Source organism: Moorena sp. SIO4A1, from assembly GCF_010672065.1.
GTDB lineage: Bacteria > Cyanobacteriota > Cyanobacteriia > Cyanobacteriales > Coleofasciculaceae > Moorena.
In genome coordinates, this window is sequence record NZ_JAAHHX010000030.1 from 1 (window position 1) to 13,791 (window position 13,791).

At 42.6% G+C, this 13,791-nt stretch carries 12 protein-coding genes; 5 read left to right on the forward strand and 7 right to left on the reverse strand.

What is annotated here, in order from left to right:
* Window positions 1-255 precede the first annotated feature (255 nt).
* Window positions 256-945 (reverse strand): Crp/Fnr family transcriptional regulator, encoded by a 690-nt coding sequence (locus tag F6K53_RS20015; RefSeq protein ID WP_293026250.1) that lies wholly within the window; start codon window positions 943-945, stop codon window positions 256-258.
* Between the two features lie 1,052 nt (window positions 946-1,997).
* Window positions 1,998-2,309 carry a hypothetical protein gene (locus tag F6K53_RS20020; RefSeq protein WP_075902243.1) on the reverse strand — a complete coding sequence of 104 codons (312 nt, stop codon included), beginning with the start codon at window positions 2,307-2,309 and terminating at the stop codon, window positions 1,998-2,000.
* Window positions 2,310-2,587: 278 nt separating this feature from the next.
* Here F6K53_RS20020 and surE point away from each other — a divergent pair, with 278 nt between their 5' ends.
* Together surE and F6K53_RS20030 are read left to right on the forward strand one after the other, a co-directional pair.
* Complete coding sequence (surE, locus tag F6K53_RS20025) at window positions 2,588-3,271, forward strand: 5'/3'-nucleotidase SurE (RefSeq protein WP_075902245.1); 684 nt, start codon at window positions 2,588-2,590, stop codon at window positions 3,269-3,271.
* 185 nt (window positions 3,272-3,456) lie between these two features.
* A complete protein-coding gene (locus F6K53_RS20030) occupies window positions 3,457-4,395 on the forward strand; it encodes an NAD-dependent epimerase/dehydratase family protein (protein WP_293067795.1) in 939 nt (312 codons plus the stop codon).
* Here F6K53_RS20030 and pgsA read toward each other — a convergent pair.
* Together pgsA and F6K53_RS20040 are read right to left on the reverse strand one after the other, a co-directional pair.
* On the reverse strand, window positions 4,341-4,892 hold the full coding sequence (pgsA, locus tag F6K53_RS20035) for a CDP-diacylglycerol--glycerol-3-phosphate 3-phosphatidyltransferase (protein ID WP_075906374.1): 552 nt from the start codon (window positions 4,890-4,892) through the stop codon (window positions 4,341-4,343). The genes F6K53_RS20030 and pgsA overlap by 55 nt on opposite strands.
* Before the next feature lie 223 nt (window positions 4,893-5,115).
* Window positions 5,116-6,093 carry a hypothetical protein gene (locus F6K53_RS20040; protein WP_293067793.1) on the reverse strand — a complete coding sequence of 326 codons (978 nt, stop codon included), beginning with the start codon at window positions 6,091-6,093 and terminating at the stop codon, window positions 5,116-5,118.
* A gap of 1,195 nt (window positions 6,094-7,288) precedes the next feature.
* Here F6K53_RS20040 and F6K53_RS20045 point away from each other — a divergent pair.
* Entirely contained in the window at window positions 7,289-8,458 is a 1,170-nt protein-coding gene (locus tag F6K53_RS20045) for a glycoside hydrolase family 68 protein (RefSeq protein WP_293081804.1), read from the forward strand.
* A gap of 248 nt (window positions 8,459-8,706) precedes the next feature.
* On the opposite strand, the gene F6K53_RS20050 is transcribed toward F6K53_RS20045, so the two are convergent.
* Both F6K53_RS20050 and F6K53_RS20055 read right to left on the reverse strand, forming a co-directional pair.
* On the reverse strand, window positions 8,707-9,984 hold the full coding sequence (locus F6K53_RS20050) for a serpin family protein (RefSeq protein ID WP_293067789.1): 1,278 nt from the start codon (window positions 9,982-9,984) through the stop codon (window positions 8,707-8,709).
* A gap of 1,078 nt (window positions 9,985-11,062) precedes the next feature.
* The gene (locus F6K53_RS20055; protein WP_293021159.1) at window positions 11,063-11,662 is read right to left on the reverse strand and encodes a rhomboid family intramembrane serine protease; all 600 of its coding nucleotides are present in this window, start codon (window positions 11,660-11,662) and stop codon (window positions 11,063-11,065) included.
* Between F6K53_RS20055 and F6K53_RS20060 the strand changes: the two genes are divergently transcribed.
* Both F6K53_RS20060 and F6K53_RS20065 read left to right on the forward strand, forming a co-directional pair.
* Window positions 11,633-11,824, forward strand: coding sequence for a hypothetical protein (locus F6K53_RS20060; RefSeq protein ID WP_293021157.1), 192 nt, complete (start codon window positions 11,633-11,635; stop codon window positions 11,822-11,824). The two genes, F6K53_RS20055 and F6K53_RS20060, sit on opposite strands and share 30 nt — an antisense overlap.
* Window positions 11,825-11,880: 56 nt before the next feature.
* Window positions 11,881-12,537 carry a class I SAM-dependent methyltransferase gene (locus tag F6K53_RS20065; protein ID WP_293081807.1) on the forward strand — a complete coding sequence of 219 codons (657 nt, stop codon included), beginning with the start codon at window positions 11,881-11,883 and terminating at the stop codon, window positions 12,535-12,537.
* 252 nt (window positions 12,538-12,789) lie between these two features.
* On the opposite strand, the gene F6K53_RS20070 is transcribed toward F6K53_RS20065, so the two are convergent.
* Window positions 12,790-13,653 carry an SWIM zinc finger family protein gene (locus F6K53_RS20070; RefSeq protein ID WP_293021154.1) on the reverse strand — a complete coding sequence of 288 codons (864 nt, stop codon included), beginning with the start codon at window positions 13,651-13,653 and terminating at the stop codon, window positions 12,790-12,792.
* Window positions 13,654-13,791 lie beyond the last annotated feature (138 nt).

Genomic DNA, 13,791 nt, shown 5'->3' on the forward strand with positions numbered 1-13,791 from the left:
GATTCTGCTATCTTACAGAAAGTTTTTAGCTTTTGGGAAGAAGCTAGACGTAATCTATCTACATGCTCCGAGAGTAAGTCTCTACCATACAGGTGTAGATAGGTTAATTAATTTAAGTTTTATTTAACTTTATGAAGAAATATTAGCTTATATTAAGTAATCTATCAAGCTCGATATTGGTAAATTCAGCCAAATCTCCTAACCAAGGCCCACGCCTCCCTGATGGCGCAGGTAGCACCTAGAGCTAATCTTGCCTCATGAGCTACTTCGTCTGACAAGCTGAGTTAGCGGCTTGATATTCATCAAGCGCATAGTCTGCTGCTCCGGGTCAGTCTTAATCCAGCCCTTACTCTCCAGCTTTTCCATAATTTTGGTAGTATCCTCCACACTGATATCTGTGATATCAGCTAAGTCTTGATAGGAAATGTTATATATTTCTGTGCCTTTTTCAGTGATTTCACCGTAATTGTCTGCCAGACCAACTAGAGTATTGACTAAATTAACCGCTGGAGGCTGATAGCGATTTTGCAACCGAACATTGCTCTGACGTAACCGCCGCACCATCAGTTGTAACATGCGATGGTGCAACTGGGGATCTTTAAAGAGAGTTTGAATAAAGCGTTGCGCAGAAATGGTCAGTAGTCGCACGTTCGACATGGCAACGATATCGGTGGAGCGGGGAGATTCATCAAGAATTGCCATTTCACCAAAAAAGTCACCCCGACCCAAAATTGCCAGTGTGACATCGTTTTCACCGCGTAAGTGTCGCACTTTAACCCAGCCGGAGACAATAAAGTAAACAGCATTACCCCAAGCATCCTCCATGATGATAGCTCGGTCGGTCGGGTACTCATGCTCCACCGCAATGGATTCAAACCATTCTAAGGTTTCTGGGCTAGCTGTATTAAATAGTGGGAAAAGCTCACTATAAGCTGTAGTCTGCATTAGGGTTCTTTAAGCTGAGATTGAAGGTAATGATACGCAGTAGTGACGATCTGGGACTGCTTGGACACTTCCTAGCCTAGCAGTGAAGTGATAGTGGTTAACCACATTCTAATGAACCAACTCTAATGAACCAACAAGTAAATAAAGGTGAAGACTGATAATACTGTCAGCTGTGGACTGTTGAGTGTTATCGTTCACCAGTTACGTAGATAATTTAATTCCACCCTCCCCTACTAACCTGTCGCCCATTTAAATTTAATAGTTTAGTGCCTGAACCCCTTTGTTGGTACTGATGCGTGAAAATTAGATGGGAACTTAAATCTTTTAGATGGGAACTTAAATCTTTGATTGTAGCTTTGATTGTACTAGGAGAGTCTTTTTTTCCTAGAGTATGAACCTATTCACTACCAGAAGGTAGTTAGAGCATCCCGAATCTAAAACCCTCTATCAGTTAATTCTGCGACCCAAAAAAATTGACTACATTTAACACTAGCTATTCCCGTTGTTTTAACCCCAGGTTCAATTGGGAATTGCATCTCTATTAGCACCAGCCCATCTCAGACCATAATGAAATAGCCCTGGTATAACGGTTACTTTTTTTTTTCTATCCAGGTTTTAACGTACTTTTTGCCGTTTAATCCTTTTTTTCAAGGATGTTAACCCGTTAATTCAAATTTAAAATAAAGGGTAGTTTTAATTTAAAATTAACTAAAATGGCCAAAGTTTTGAGGAACTTACTGTATTTTTAAATCCTGACTAACCGGATTTTTTGAACTTGTAGATCATAATCTAAATTACAAACACCAGTTCTCAGGGATTTAATAGTCGTCAATTATTTCTTAGTTTTTGTTTTTATAATGGTATCGACCTTACCATTACTCTTTCAATATATCCTTATATCTTCTCTTAGAGAAGATATAAGGATAAAAAATTGTGTCTTGGCTTACTCTTACTAACTATGGATAGAGTAGCATGGTAATGCCCTCCACCACTTCTTGTTAAAGAAGCTGACGGCGAATAAAGTCAGCGCCTTGAGTTTAATAACTGCGGCTCTATTGACAAACAGTTTCCCTGGTTCGAATCTGCCTATTGTGAGCTTGGGCAATTCTCTGTTTCCGATTTTGGGCAATGGCTTTGACTAGTCTAAAAGGATTAATACCGTGTTCGTTAGCATAGCGTAAGATATCTTGCAGCTCTTCTTCGGTAAAATTAACAGTTGGCTGAGAGTGGGTAGATGGCTGATTTTTGCTATTTTGAGTCATAATCCTGGTTTGCCAATAGGTTGAAAGTTGTAGATGTATCCCTGACTTGCCATAACAGTTGCTTGAAAGATTTTGAGCTGAGGTTGTCAGATGGCTGATCATGGGCAGCTATACCCATTGAGCGGTCAGCTTACGGGCTACTTTCCTGGGTAAACAGCTATTAGCTCGCTCTTCTGTACGGAGATCAGAGCTTAAGTTCAATAGCTAAACCAAAAGCTAAGTTTATACCCAAAGGAAGTATAAGGGTGCAAATGCTCAAGCAATTTGAGATGATTGGTTTTAAGTTTCTAATACGGTTTCGATATTCCTTGATAGTTTGGCTTGGATTAGATCGTTTCCCATACTCAGCTGTTAATGATTAACCACTAACGACTAAACTAATGACTATAATCCTAACGAACGACGATGGGATAGATGCTCCCGGAATTAAAGCACTAGAGCAAGCGGTCAACGGTAACGGTAATTTTGTAATTATCGCTCCGAAGGAGCATCATTCAGGCTGTGGCCATCAGGTGACTACATATAAACCGATTCACGTCCAACGTCGGTCAGACTATGAGTATGCAGTCTCTAGTACCCCAGCGGATTGTACTCGCCTTGCAATATCACATATTATACCAGAGGTAAAGTGGGTTCTGTCAGGTATTAATGCTGGCGGTAACTTGGGGGTTGATGTCTACATTTCTGGTACAGTGGCGGCGGTTAGAGAAGCGGCGATACAGGGAATACCAGGTATTGCGATTTCCCACTGGATTAAAAAACCTTGGGTGATTAATTGGGAGGTGGCGAGTCGTTGGACAGCTAGGGTGTTGGCGGATTTGTTGAATCGTCCGATTGCTGCTGGTACTTACTGGAATGTGAATTTACCTCACTTGGAACCGGGGTCACCTGAGCCAGAGGTGGTATTTTGTGAACCGAGTACTCAACCGTTACCGACAAAGTATCGTGTGGAGGGGGATCACTACTATTATGAGGGGGAGTATGACAAACGCGATCGCGCTCCTGGTACTGATGTAGATGTGTGTTTTTCGGGTAATATTGCTGTGACTCAGTTGCGACTTTAAGGTATCAGGACTTACCCAAAACTGGGCACCAAACCCCCTTAGGTAGTAGGGTGCCCCTACTAGTAGAGTAAGTGCCCAAGTCCTGACCATGCTATGGGTGGTTTGGTTTAGAACCACGAAGGCACAAAGTCCGCCCAGAGGTAATTAATAAATCAGTGAATCAAAGTTTTTAGTAATTAGTGACCATGCGAATTTTAATCATGGGTGGTACCCGGTTTGTTGGGGTTTATTTAACCAAGGTTTTGGTGGAGATGGGTCATGAAGTGGTGCTGTTCAATCGGGGTAATAAGCCAGCGCCACTGCCAGGAGTCCAACAGATTCATGGCGATCGCAAGGATCCCAATCAGCTCAAGGAAATGTTATCGTCTCAAGAGTTTGATGGAATTTTCGATAATAATGGTCGGGAGTTGAGTGATACTCAACCGTTAGTGGAAATTTTTAAAGACCAGGTGCAGCATTTTGTGTATATGAGTTCGGCTGGAGTGTACTTGAAGTCAGATCAGTTACCCCATCTCGAAGGAGATCCAGTTGATCCCAATTCTCGCCACAAGGGTAAACATCATACTGAGGCTTACCTACAAGAACTTGGGGTGCCGTTTACAGGGATTCGTCCAACTTATATCTATGGTCCCCAAAATTATAATGATGTGGAGGCTTGGTTTTTTGACCGGATTGTTCGCGATCGCACTATTCCCATCCCTGGTAATGGCATGCACATTACTCAGTTAGGTCATTGTCAGGACTTGGCGAGGGCAATGGCAGCAGTATTGGGGAATAAGGAAGCGATTGGTAAAATTTACAATGTGTCCGGGGAACGCTATGTCACCTTTGATGGTTTAGCACGAACCTGTGCTATGGCCTGTGGTAAGTCGGCTTCAGAGGTCAAGCTCGTGCATTATGACCCGAAGCAGTTTGATTTTGGTAAGCGCAAGGCTTTCCCATTTCGATTACAGCACTTTTTTGCTGATATCCATAAGGCTAAGACGGAACTTAACTGGCAACCGGAGTATGATTTGCTTTCCGGACTGAAGGATTCCTTCGAGAATGATTATCTCGCTTCAGGTCGGGATCAAGCTGACGTGGATTTTGCCGTTGATGACCAGATATTAGCAGGTAACAGGTAAACTAAACCAGAGATTAAGGTTAGGACCACCGATAGCCAGAAAAGGACTAGGGATGGGATGATCCAGGTGTCGGGAGTTGGAGCAATTAAAAGTGCGATCGCACTAATTTGACTGACGGTTTTGAGTTTACCCCAGATATTGGCTCCCTGTATGCTAGTGCTACCGGATAACTTGGGGTTAACTCGCCAACCTGCGATCGTTAACTCCCGTGCCAAAATCAAACAGACTCCCCAAGCGGGGACCTGACCTAGCTCAATTAATGCTAGTAGGGGCGCGAGTACCAAAAATTTATCGACTAATGGGTCAAGGAATTTGCCTAAATCAGTAATTTGGTTCAGTTTACGAGCTAGATAACCATCTAACCAATCCGTTCCAGCAGCAAGGAGAAAGATCCCGAAACCGATCCAGCGGCTTTGGTCAGTTGGGTGATTCAGGAAGTATAGGATAAAGGGCAACCCCAGTAAGCGAGAAAAGGTAATCCAGTTAGGCAAAGTCATTCTGGTAATCGGTAATGGGTAATGGGTAATCGGTAATTGGTAATTGGTTACTGACCATATTAATTTTAGGGGCACAGGCCGTGCCCCCTTAAGCATTTCGTCTATGGAAGTGAGAACCGACAGAGGAGAGGGAATAAATTTAGTATGTACCTCATCAAACTGAGAACCCCTATCATTCCTCTTCCTCGTTTCCGATTGCCTATTGCTGAATTCCCGAAGACGTCTAATGAACCATTGCTGGTTCAAGCACTATCAAATTGCCCTCCTCATCAACTGTGATCGGCAGAGGTTCGCTGATATCGCCGAGAAAGCTCCCGTCTAGAGCGAAATTACGCCATGACATAAAGTACCAGATCTGATCAGGACCTTGTACCAGTTTCCCGGAATAGAGCCGCTTCACTGAATCAGCCCAGAGCGCCCTTGGAGCAGAAAATGGTCCTAAAGGATTATCAGCAACCATGTAGAACGTTCCCGTGAGGTTACTATCAACAAACTCTCCTGGGGGGATCGAGAAGAGCAGATAGTAGCGCCCCTTGATAAGAACCACTTGCGGACATTCCATAGTCCCGAACGTCATAGGCTCAGTTAATGGTGGTAATACTTGCCAATCAATCAGGTTTTGTGAAGTGGCATGAGCAATCACGCCCCGACTTTCAGCAGGACCATAGTTAACCCGACCAGTAATTAAAGCATGAAATTCCCCTGTTTCTGGATCCTGAAACACCCAAGGATCGCGCCAGGCTTCATCGAACCAAAGGTTTTTCTCAGGGTGCTCGAGATCATACTTCTCGTAGTAGCGACTATCAGCCTCGATCACCGGGTTTTTCGGATGTTTTTCCCAGTGGATTAAATCTTTGGAGGTCGCAAGGCTGATGCGTTGGATTTTTCCTTGCTCTTTGCGATCAGTGCTGGTGTATGGGAGATACCACAGGCCATCATGACGAATTACGCAGCCAGTCCAATTAGTGTACTCATCCACGTCACCATAAGCTTCAGGCTTCATAGCATCTGGTAGAATCTCCCAGTGCCGTAAATCCTGAGAAACAGCGTGACCAAATGAAACATGCCAATGTCGGTCTTCTGGATCCGGTAAATCCTTAGAAGCTTGCAAGTAAAATAAGTGATAGTCGGAAATATCTTGAGCTAGCCAGAAGTCCCAGATCCATTTATCTGGGATTTGTAAACTGTGATTAGGAAGCATGAGTTACCTGCTTTTGTGTAAGAGTATTAGTTAGTGAATAACTGTGACTAACTCCCTAGAACAGTTAGCCTCTTTACTAAGGCGTCAACTAGAGAGTATAAAGTAATAATTCGGTAGTAGGGTAAGGTAAGTAAAATTCCTTACCGCTTAATTAAATCCTATCTAACTAATTATTGTGTAATTTATAGAAGCAACGCCTAATGATTAAACAATAGTCTATGTATCCAAGCCAATTTTTTTTCCTGAATACATTAAACTAGTGAGGAATTACGTACTGATAGGAGTGAAAACTATATCTATACTTTGGACGGGCATAAAGTTTGAGTTTGATTTAGCTATCAGCAAATACCATCACTGTTGACCGCTCAAAGCATAGTAAAGCATAGTGTTTTAATTGCTAAATTACCCTCTAATCAGATAATCAGAGAGTTACTACGTAATTCCTAATATTGATTCAGAATAGGTTAAGGCTATACCATTTAAGCGAGGTCTGTACTCGCTTTTTTACCTATCACTACCAAACTTATTCCAAGATAACAAATAGTGTTGGGAAAATGTCACTAGCCAAATTGCTGATTGATTGCGATCAAAATCAAATCTTTAACTTGTGAAGACATAGACGAAGATTTAACTAAGGTGAGATTACTAGGATGTAAGCATTTAGCTATCAGCTCTCAGCTCTCAGCTCTCAGTTCTCAGCTCTCAGCTTTTTAATAAAACAGGTAAGCATTGCTTTAATTTCTGTTAAGTTAGCTGACCGCTGACCGCTGACCACTGACCACTGACCACTGACCGCTGAATGCTTACACTAGGACTTACGCAGCTGAAAGGAAAACCCGAAGCCAAACTCGAAGCCAAACTCGAAGCCAAACTCGAAGCCAAACTCGAAGCCAAACCCTAATTTTAGGGTTCTAAGGCTTGCAGCCTCTAGATAAGATCTCAGCCTATACCTTGATGCTTACCATTAGCAAGCCTACCGATAAGAGCCTAGATCGCGTAATCTTAATGTAGCATTAAGTATTATATGTGGAGCAGATTTGGCGATCCCAAATCCTTGGGAAATTCTCAGTATTTATACTGAGATTGTGCCCCATATCCCTGCAATTTGATGGATCCCCTTGTCAAAAAAATAATAGATTGATTTAATAAAGTAATATTTCCTTAACAAAACTAAAAATATCTTAAGCAGAAGCTGATGATACAACAACTCGATCACGGCAGGAGCGACGCTGCGACCTTAGAGCAACTGTTCAACCATGATATCAGCATCCAGACAACGCCTCATCAACCTGCTCCAAGTAAAACAGCTCTCTCAAAATATCTCCTGCTTTACCTTCAAGGAGGAAAGGATTTAGAGGGAGTGCCTTGGCAGAGAGGGGAAATGGGTGGGGCTATTCTTAGTGAAGATTTGTCTGTAATTAAGCACTTAGGTCCTGTGTTTCAGCCAGACCGGGATGACTACTGGCGAAGCTCTCGCCTTCTAGCAGGAAGCTTACGGTTGGTAAACGAAAATTCCCTGTATTTCTTTTACGGTGGATCTCCAGACCGTCCTAATTTGCTTCATGAGTATATTGGCTTCTGTAAGGGAATCATTAGGGATAATCACGAGATTGATTGGCAAGCTCCCCAACTGATCGAATTTCTTGATTGGGAGAAATACTACGATTACTCCGACCATCCATTGATGCCAGACCAACGTCACCGCCAGTTGCGGGATCCTTTCCCCATCTTTCACGAAGGCAAGTATTGGATGTTTCTATCTGCTGCTGCCAAGACAAATTCCCAACCCAAGAAAGGCTGTATTGGTCTAGCAGTAGCAGATCAACTCGAAGGACCCTATACACTCTTGCCACCAGCCCTGTTTCCTCATTTCATGACCGATGAAGGTGAGCAAGGTCTCTTTTACGAGTGTGAACGAAGCCACGTTTACTATAAAGGAGGAATGTGGCACATGTTCTTCTCTGTGATGAAGCAACATGTGGATCCCCGTTGGCTTGAGCAACTTGGTGATGACGCTGCCTCGATTACTGACTCCAGCCTGTACCATTTTGTCTCGCCACAGATCAACGGTCCCTATCAGCCAGCAGGGGTGGTACCGGTGGTGAAAGGATCCTCCGAGTCTAACTTGTATGCGATCAACTTCGAGCACAATAACCAACAAGAACTGATCGCTTATGGATTAAATTTAGGAATGGAAGAACTCGATGTTTCTGGTCAGTGGAAAGTGTTGTGGGACAACGATTATCCAGAAATGAAGAAAGTAAGTCCTTCTGGTCAGCAGAGTGTTGCTGATCCCTCGTCACTATTATATGGACGTGAGGGATACTTTATTTGGGATGCAATTCTATTCAAGCTACCTGCCTAAGGTTAACTAGGTTACCAGGTTAAAGGTTATCTTTTGAAGCTTTAACGTAAGCATATGCGCTACCTCACAGGCTAGAAGCCTGTGCCACGCAAGCTACTTGAGGTGCAGTCAGCGGTCAGCGGTCAGCGGTCAGCTTATTTTATTCAAAAGCACCGATGACGCTACGCTGTTCGCTGATAGCTGCATGCTTACCCTTTAACTTTCAACCTTTAACTTTCAACCTTCACACTAATTCAATAGCTAATAGCTTACGGTTCCACAATCGAACCCATGAACAAAATTGCTCCAGTTTTATTGTCCCGAACAGTACAGAAAAAAGGACGGTTAACCACTAGATTGAATGGTTGATCTATACTAATGGAAGTAGTAACAATACCGATAGAAGTAGCAGCCGCTGCTTCTGTGCCTTCTTCATTAACTTCTACAAAGGTTTTGTGCTTGACTTGACTAATCGCTGCTGATTCAGAGGTCAGATTAGAAAAATCCGCCTTATCGGTAAACGCTACATCCATCCCCAAAGCTTTTAGGGAATCGTTGAGTTTAATATCGTATTCAAATTTAAAGCGGGGTAGCCGAATTGACCCATCCCGAGACCTAAACTCTTTCATCCATTGTAGCCAGTTTTCCGCTGTGAGTTGTTGTTGAAATTCTGCCAAGCTGCTCCCTTCACGGGGTAAGAAAACATACAAACTCAGCCGTTCTTTACCGTAGGGAATACTTACAGCTTGAAAGGCATCATTTTCATAGTACTTATACTTCCCATACTGATACATCATTGGGTGTTGCTTTTGGTTTGAATCAGAGATATAAAAAGCTTGATCAGACGTTTGACTTTTATCGAATTCTCTGGTCCAGCTGCCTTTGAAATAGATGGCATTGATTAAGAAGAGTAAATCATCCGCTTGAGTGCGTTCGACAATCGTTTTAATTTTGCCGTTTGTGTTATTTTTGACCCAACGGTTAATTTTTTTGGCAGCCTTGGCACTACTAAAATCAAGTTCTGTGACCTCTGCTTCGTAGAATTTCTGGTTGTTTTTAATAAATTTGGGGTTGATGTCAATGCCTTGGTTAGCCCACAGGGAGTTGGCAATGGACAGCTGAACATCAGGGTCAGCATTTTCCAAGCTAGCCTTTAAGGCGTTATTTCCCTGGTTGAGTTGATCTAGACTTAATCCCTCTAATTCTAGGACTTTTGCCATCGCCTCTTGAGTCTCGCCGCTGGCACCGTTGTAAGCCATGTCTAGGGCAATGGCGATGCTGGTGGGAGAGACAAAAATATTCTTGTTAGTGTCCTGCTTGAGAATTTCTGAGAATAGCTTGAAGCCAAATTTAGTATTAGCGTCTACAAGATTGGTATCTACGTCTAGAGTTGGTTGCTGGTCAGCTGAAATTGATTCTTTCCTTGGTTCGGAGTTAGGCATAGGGTCAAGGGCATTGGTTTTTTCCGACACACACCCCAATATACCTGTAAGCAGGATGCTGACTGCCATAACAGTGGCTATACGACTAAGCATTTGATGGTTCATTTGATCGTCTCCGTTGCTAATACCCTGTTCTAATATGACCATTACAGGATAATTCGGTTCCTTTAGTTACGGTTTTTGCTACCGGGAATGGGTAATCGGTAATGGGGAATGACGATCTATAGCAGAAGTCAGAAGTCAGAAGTCAGAAGTCAGAAGTCAGAAGTCAAACTCTTGCGCTTACTTAGGTTTGAGACTTTTGTAATGTCCGCGCCTGCCCTGGCGACTGCTATAATCCTGGTGTTCACCAGTCTAAATAACCTAATTTACACATAACCAACGTTATCCAAGAGTCATGATTTCATAAATTGTGAAGGTTTTAAGCGCTACACTTCTGGACTTTTCGGTATTTTTTTTGTCCCTTACATATCTGTAGTCTTTTAAGTTGGCTTTTCTGTTATCCATAGCCAGAAAGCGCTGCACAAAAGGCTAGTTGTATCATAGGTAATTATAGTCAAGTTTAGGCAAATATTACCATAAATTACTGATCGTCCAGATTTTTTGCCCTTGACAGCCACAATTTTTATGCTATTATATTAAAATTTGATTAAAAACTATACTCCAGATTCTGCTGAGCAACAACCTAAATCAAATACAAAACCATACATTCAGCAAACCAGATCACAAACATCGCATATCTACAATGAAGTTGACGAATAACACACCCTGCCTCCACTAGTATCAGGCTAGTGGAGTTTTTTGCGCTTAGATCACTTGATGCTCAGATTGACTAGATCGACCAAAACAAGCAAGTTTATAAAAATTTATATGAAATCACACCAAAAATTGACATTAGGCCAACACCAAATCATACATGATTAGCCAATAATAATAATTGAGAACACAAAGAGAAAAGCACACCCCGTTAGTCTGGCCGCTAGCGGGGATTTTTTTTACCGGACCTACGGCCAGGAGCCAGACCATTTGACCAGTAAGGCTCAAAACTGGGTAAATTGATGATGGGCAGAATTTAAAAATTCTCTCTTCAAACACCGCCGGGCAGACGGTGTAAACTTTCCGAGGGTAAGTTCGTTGGAACCCCTATGAAGAAAGAATCCCCGTCCTTCAAGGACGGGGAGTGTCAAAGAAACATATTCCGAAACGTGTCCAGATAGCTGGCTGCAAGCATACCTGCCAGGAAGCCAAATAAATGTCCTTGCCAGGAGATCCCTGTTTCACCAGGAAATAAACCTCTGAGTGTAAAACCATAGAGACCACCGATAGCGCTAGAACCTATGACTAACAGGGGCTTACCTTCTAAATACCCCTGTGCGATCAGAAAAGCTACATACCCAAAAACTACACCGCTTGCGCCATAAGAGACAGTGTTAGGTGAACCAACTAGCCATTCAGCCAAACCACCAATCAAGACTATCGCCAAGGTCACGACCCAGAAATCATCGGTTCCTCGTAACAATACCCAACAGCCAAGGATCGCAAACGGAATAGTGTTTCCGATTAAGTGTTTCCAGTCTTTGTGCAAGAAGGGTGAAAACAAAATACCAACTAGCCCGAGCCAGGTGCGGGGTTGGATACCAAATTTTTCGTTGAGTGCTCCCCCGCATAAGACTAAATTGACAAAACTTATCATCCAGGCGTAAAGAACCAAATCACCCACTGCCTGGAAGTTGTCACCCCAAGCATTTCGGAATTGATTAATCCAATCAAATATAGTTGTCATACTTCACCCGGTAGCCTGCACGCTCATATTTATGTTTACTACTATAATTTATATAGGGTTTCTCATAGTAATAAGGTACACATAATTTTTTCATTATTCCCTATTCCCTATTCCCTACTCCCTACTCCCTACTCCCTACTCCCTACTCCCTACTCCCATTAACCCAGGATTTTGTCCCTCACCTAATTAAGAATTGCTCTCTATATATATAATTGATCATGAGTGCCAATTCAAGGTTATCCCAAGGTAATTGGAGCATGAGTTTATATTCAGAGTTAATTTTTCCCCGATTTCTGGACTGGGTTATGTCTGACCCGGTCTTAACCAAGTATCGTCAAGAGGTTTTATCTCAGGTGTCTGGGCAAGTATTTGAAATTGGCTTTGGCACAGGATTAAATTTAAGTTATTACCCCAAGCACCTGCAAAAACTTACAACTATTGATGTTAATCCTGGGATGGATTCCGTAGCAAAAAAACGTATTGATGAATCGGAAATTAATGTTGATTTTCGGGTACTGAATGGGGAAAATTTACCGATGGCTGACCATAGCTTTGATAGTGTAGTTAGCACCTGGACATTGTGCAGTATTACTAAGGTTAATCAGGCTATACAGGAAATTTATCGGGTGCTAAAACCAGGGGGAAAGTTCTTTTTTATTGAGCATGGCATGAGTGATGAGTCTAAGGTTCAGGTTTGGCAAAATCGCTTGACTCCTGTACAAAAGATTATTGCGGATGGCTGTCATCTAAATCGTAATATCAAGCAGCTGGTTGAAAACCATTTCCAGATTCTGACATTAGAAGAGTTTTATGAACCAAAATTTCCTAAGATTATGGGCTATATGTATAAGGGGGTGGCTCAGAAGTCTTGTTAGCATTAAGCGGTCAGCGGTCAGTGGTCAGTGGTCAGTGGTCAGTGGTCAGTGGTCAGTGGTCAGCCGAATGCTTCAAATAAACTTCATTTGGGATAATTTAATAGTTCGAGATTTTACAGAATTAAAAGTCTGGGGAAAAGCGCATCATAAGCATATGCTGAACGCTGATAGCTGATAGCTGATAGCTGATAGCTGATAGCTGATAGCTTAAATAGGCACATTAGTTCCAACAGGAACTAAATTATTACCCTATTAACTATCTCGATTTAATGCTGAAATTACCGCCTGCTGGCTGACTATCTGATAAATTCCTTTGAGATACTGCATCACACGAGGGTCAGCTGCTCCTAGAGGAATTGTTCCTAAGACATCGAGGACGGTTCCACTATCTGTTGGTGGTGCAATTACCACGAGGGAAGAATCGAGGGGCTGATCGTATTGCCAAAATTGCTGAATATTGACTGAGGTTTCAGGATCGCCGATTGCTGATTCCCCCTCTTCCCTGTTTGGATCAGGGTTTTGATCACCGGAAGTGAGATTTGGAATTGACGATGGCTGCTCTGTGGTGGAAGTTTCCCCTGCTTGACCACTGCGTAATTTACGCAAGGCATCAAGGATTTGTTCTTTGGTGCTTCCCCGCAACTGGAACAAAACAAAGGGGTCTTCGCTGAAGCGATCGCCTAATTCATAGTATACTGCTGCGATATGCTTACAAGGATTTTTGGGATCGGGGCAATTGCACTGGGAACGAACGTCGGAGAGGGTGAAGGGAAATAAACTTAAACCATTGGCAGTAAAGACTTCTTCGATATTATGGGGCATTTCTCCTGCTAATAACTGAGCTGAGTAAATTGCTTTACTTGCTAGGGTTTGCACCACATAATTCCAGTCTTCCTCGGTAAAGGGTTCGATGGAAATGGTTAATTCATAGGGCTCCGGAGCAGTTCCTTGAACTTTGGCGACTACTTGTGGTCCTAGAAAGTCAATACTGAGAATATTGCCTTCTTTGGCATAGATACGTCCCCGTTCCAAACGCTTTTTGAAGCGATAGGAATTGAGTAAGTCATTCCAACGTTCTACCCACCATTCTTGGGTTTCGATTTCGTAGTTTGTCATTTATATAGCAAAGAAAACAGGGAGTAGGGAGTAGGGAGTAGGGAGTAGGGAGTAGGCAACAAATGCTTATATTAGCACTATAGCTGTTTCTAGTCTAATCAGGTAAGCACTATTTTTTCGCTCTTCCCTGTTCCGAAG

What these genes read in the sequence shown, in the direction of transcription:
- F6K53_RS20045 (WP_293081804.1), top strand. Translation starts at nt 7,289, where the DNA reads ATGATACAACAACTCGATCACGGCAGGAGCGACGCTGCGACCTTAGAG.
- pgsA (WP_075906374.1), bottom strand. Translation starts at nt 4,892, where the DNA reads ATGACTTTGCCTAACTGGATTACCTTTTCTCGCTTACTGGGGTTGCCC.
- F6K53_RS20020 (WP_075902243.1), bottom strand. Translation starts at nt 2,309, where the DNA reads ATGATCAGCCATCTGACAACCTCAGCTCAAAATCTTTCAAGCAACTGT.
- F6K53_RS20040 (WP_293067793.1), bottom strand. Translation starts at nt 6,093, where the DNA reads ATGCTTCCTAATCACAGTTTACAAATCCCAGATAAATGGATCTGGGAC.
- surE (WP_075902245.1), top strand. Translation starts at nt 2,588, where the DNA reads ATGACTATAATCCTAACGAACGACGATGGGATAGATGCTCCCGGAATT.
- F6K53_RS20055 (WP_293021159.1), bottom strand. Translation starts at nt 11,662, where the DNA reads ATGACAACTATATTTGATTGGATTAATCAATTCCGAAATGCTTGGGGT.
- F6K53_RS20050 (WP_293067789.1), bottom strand. Translation starts at nt 9,984, where the DNA reads ATGAACCATCAAATGCTTAGTCGTATAGCCACTGTTATGGCAGTCAGC.
- F6K53_RS20015 (WP_293026250.1), bottom strand. Translation starts at nt 945, where the DNA reads ATGCAGACTACAGCTTATAGTGAGCTTTTCCCACTATTTAATACAGCT.
- F6K53_RS20030 (WP_293067795.1), top strand. Translation starts at nt 3,457, where the DNA reads ATGCGAATTTTAATCATGGGTGGTACCCGGTTTGTTGGGGTTTATTTA.
- F6K53_RS20070 (WP_293021154.1), bottom strand. Translation starts at nt 13,653, where the DNA reads ATGACAAACTACGAAATCGAAACCCAAGAATGGTGGGTAGAACGTTGG.
- F6K53_RS20065 (WP_293081807.1), top strand. Translation starts at nt 11,881, where the DNA reads ATGAGTGCCAATTCAAGGTTATCCCAAGGTAATTGGAGCATGAGTTTA.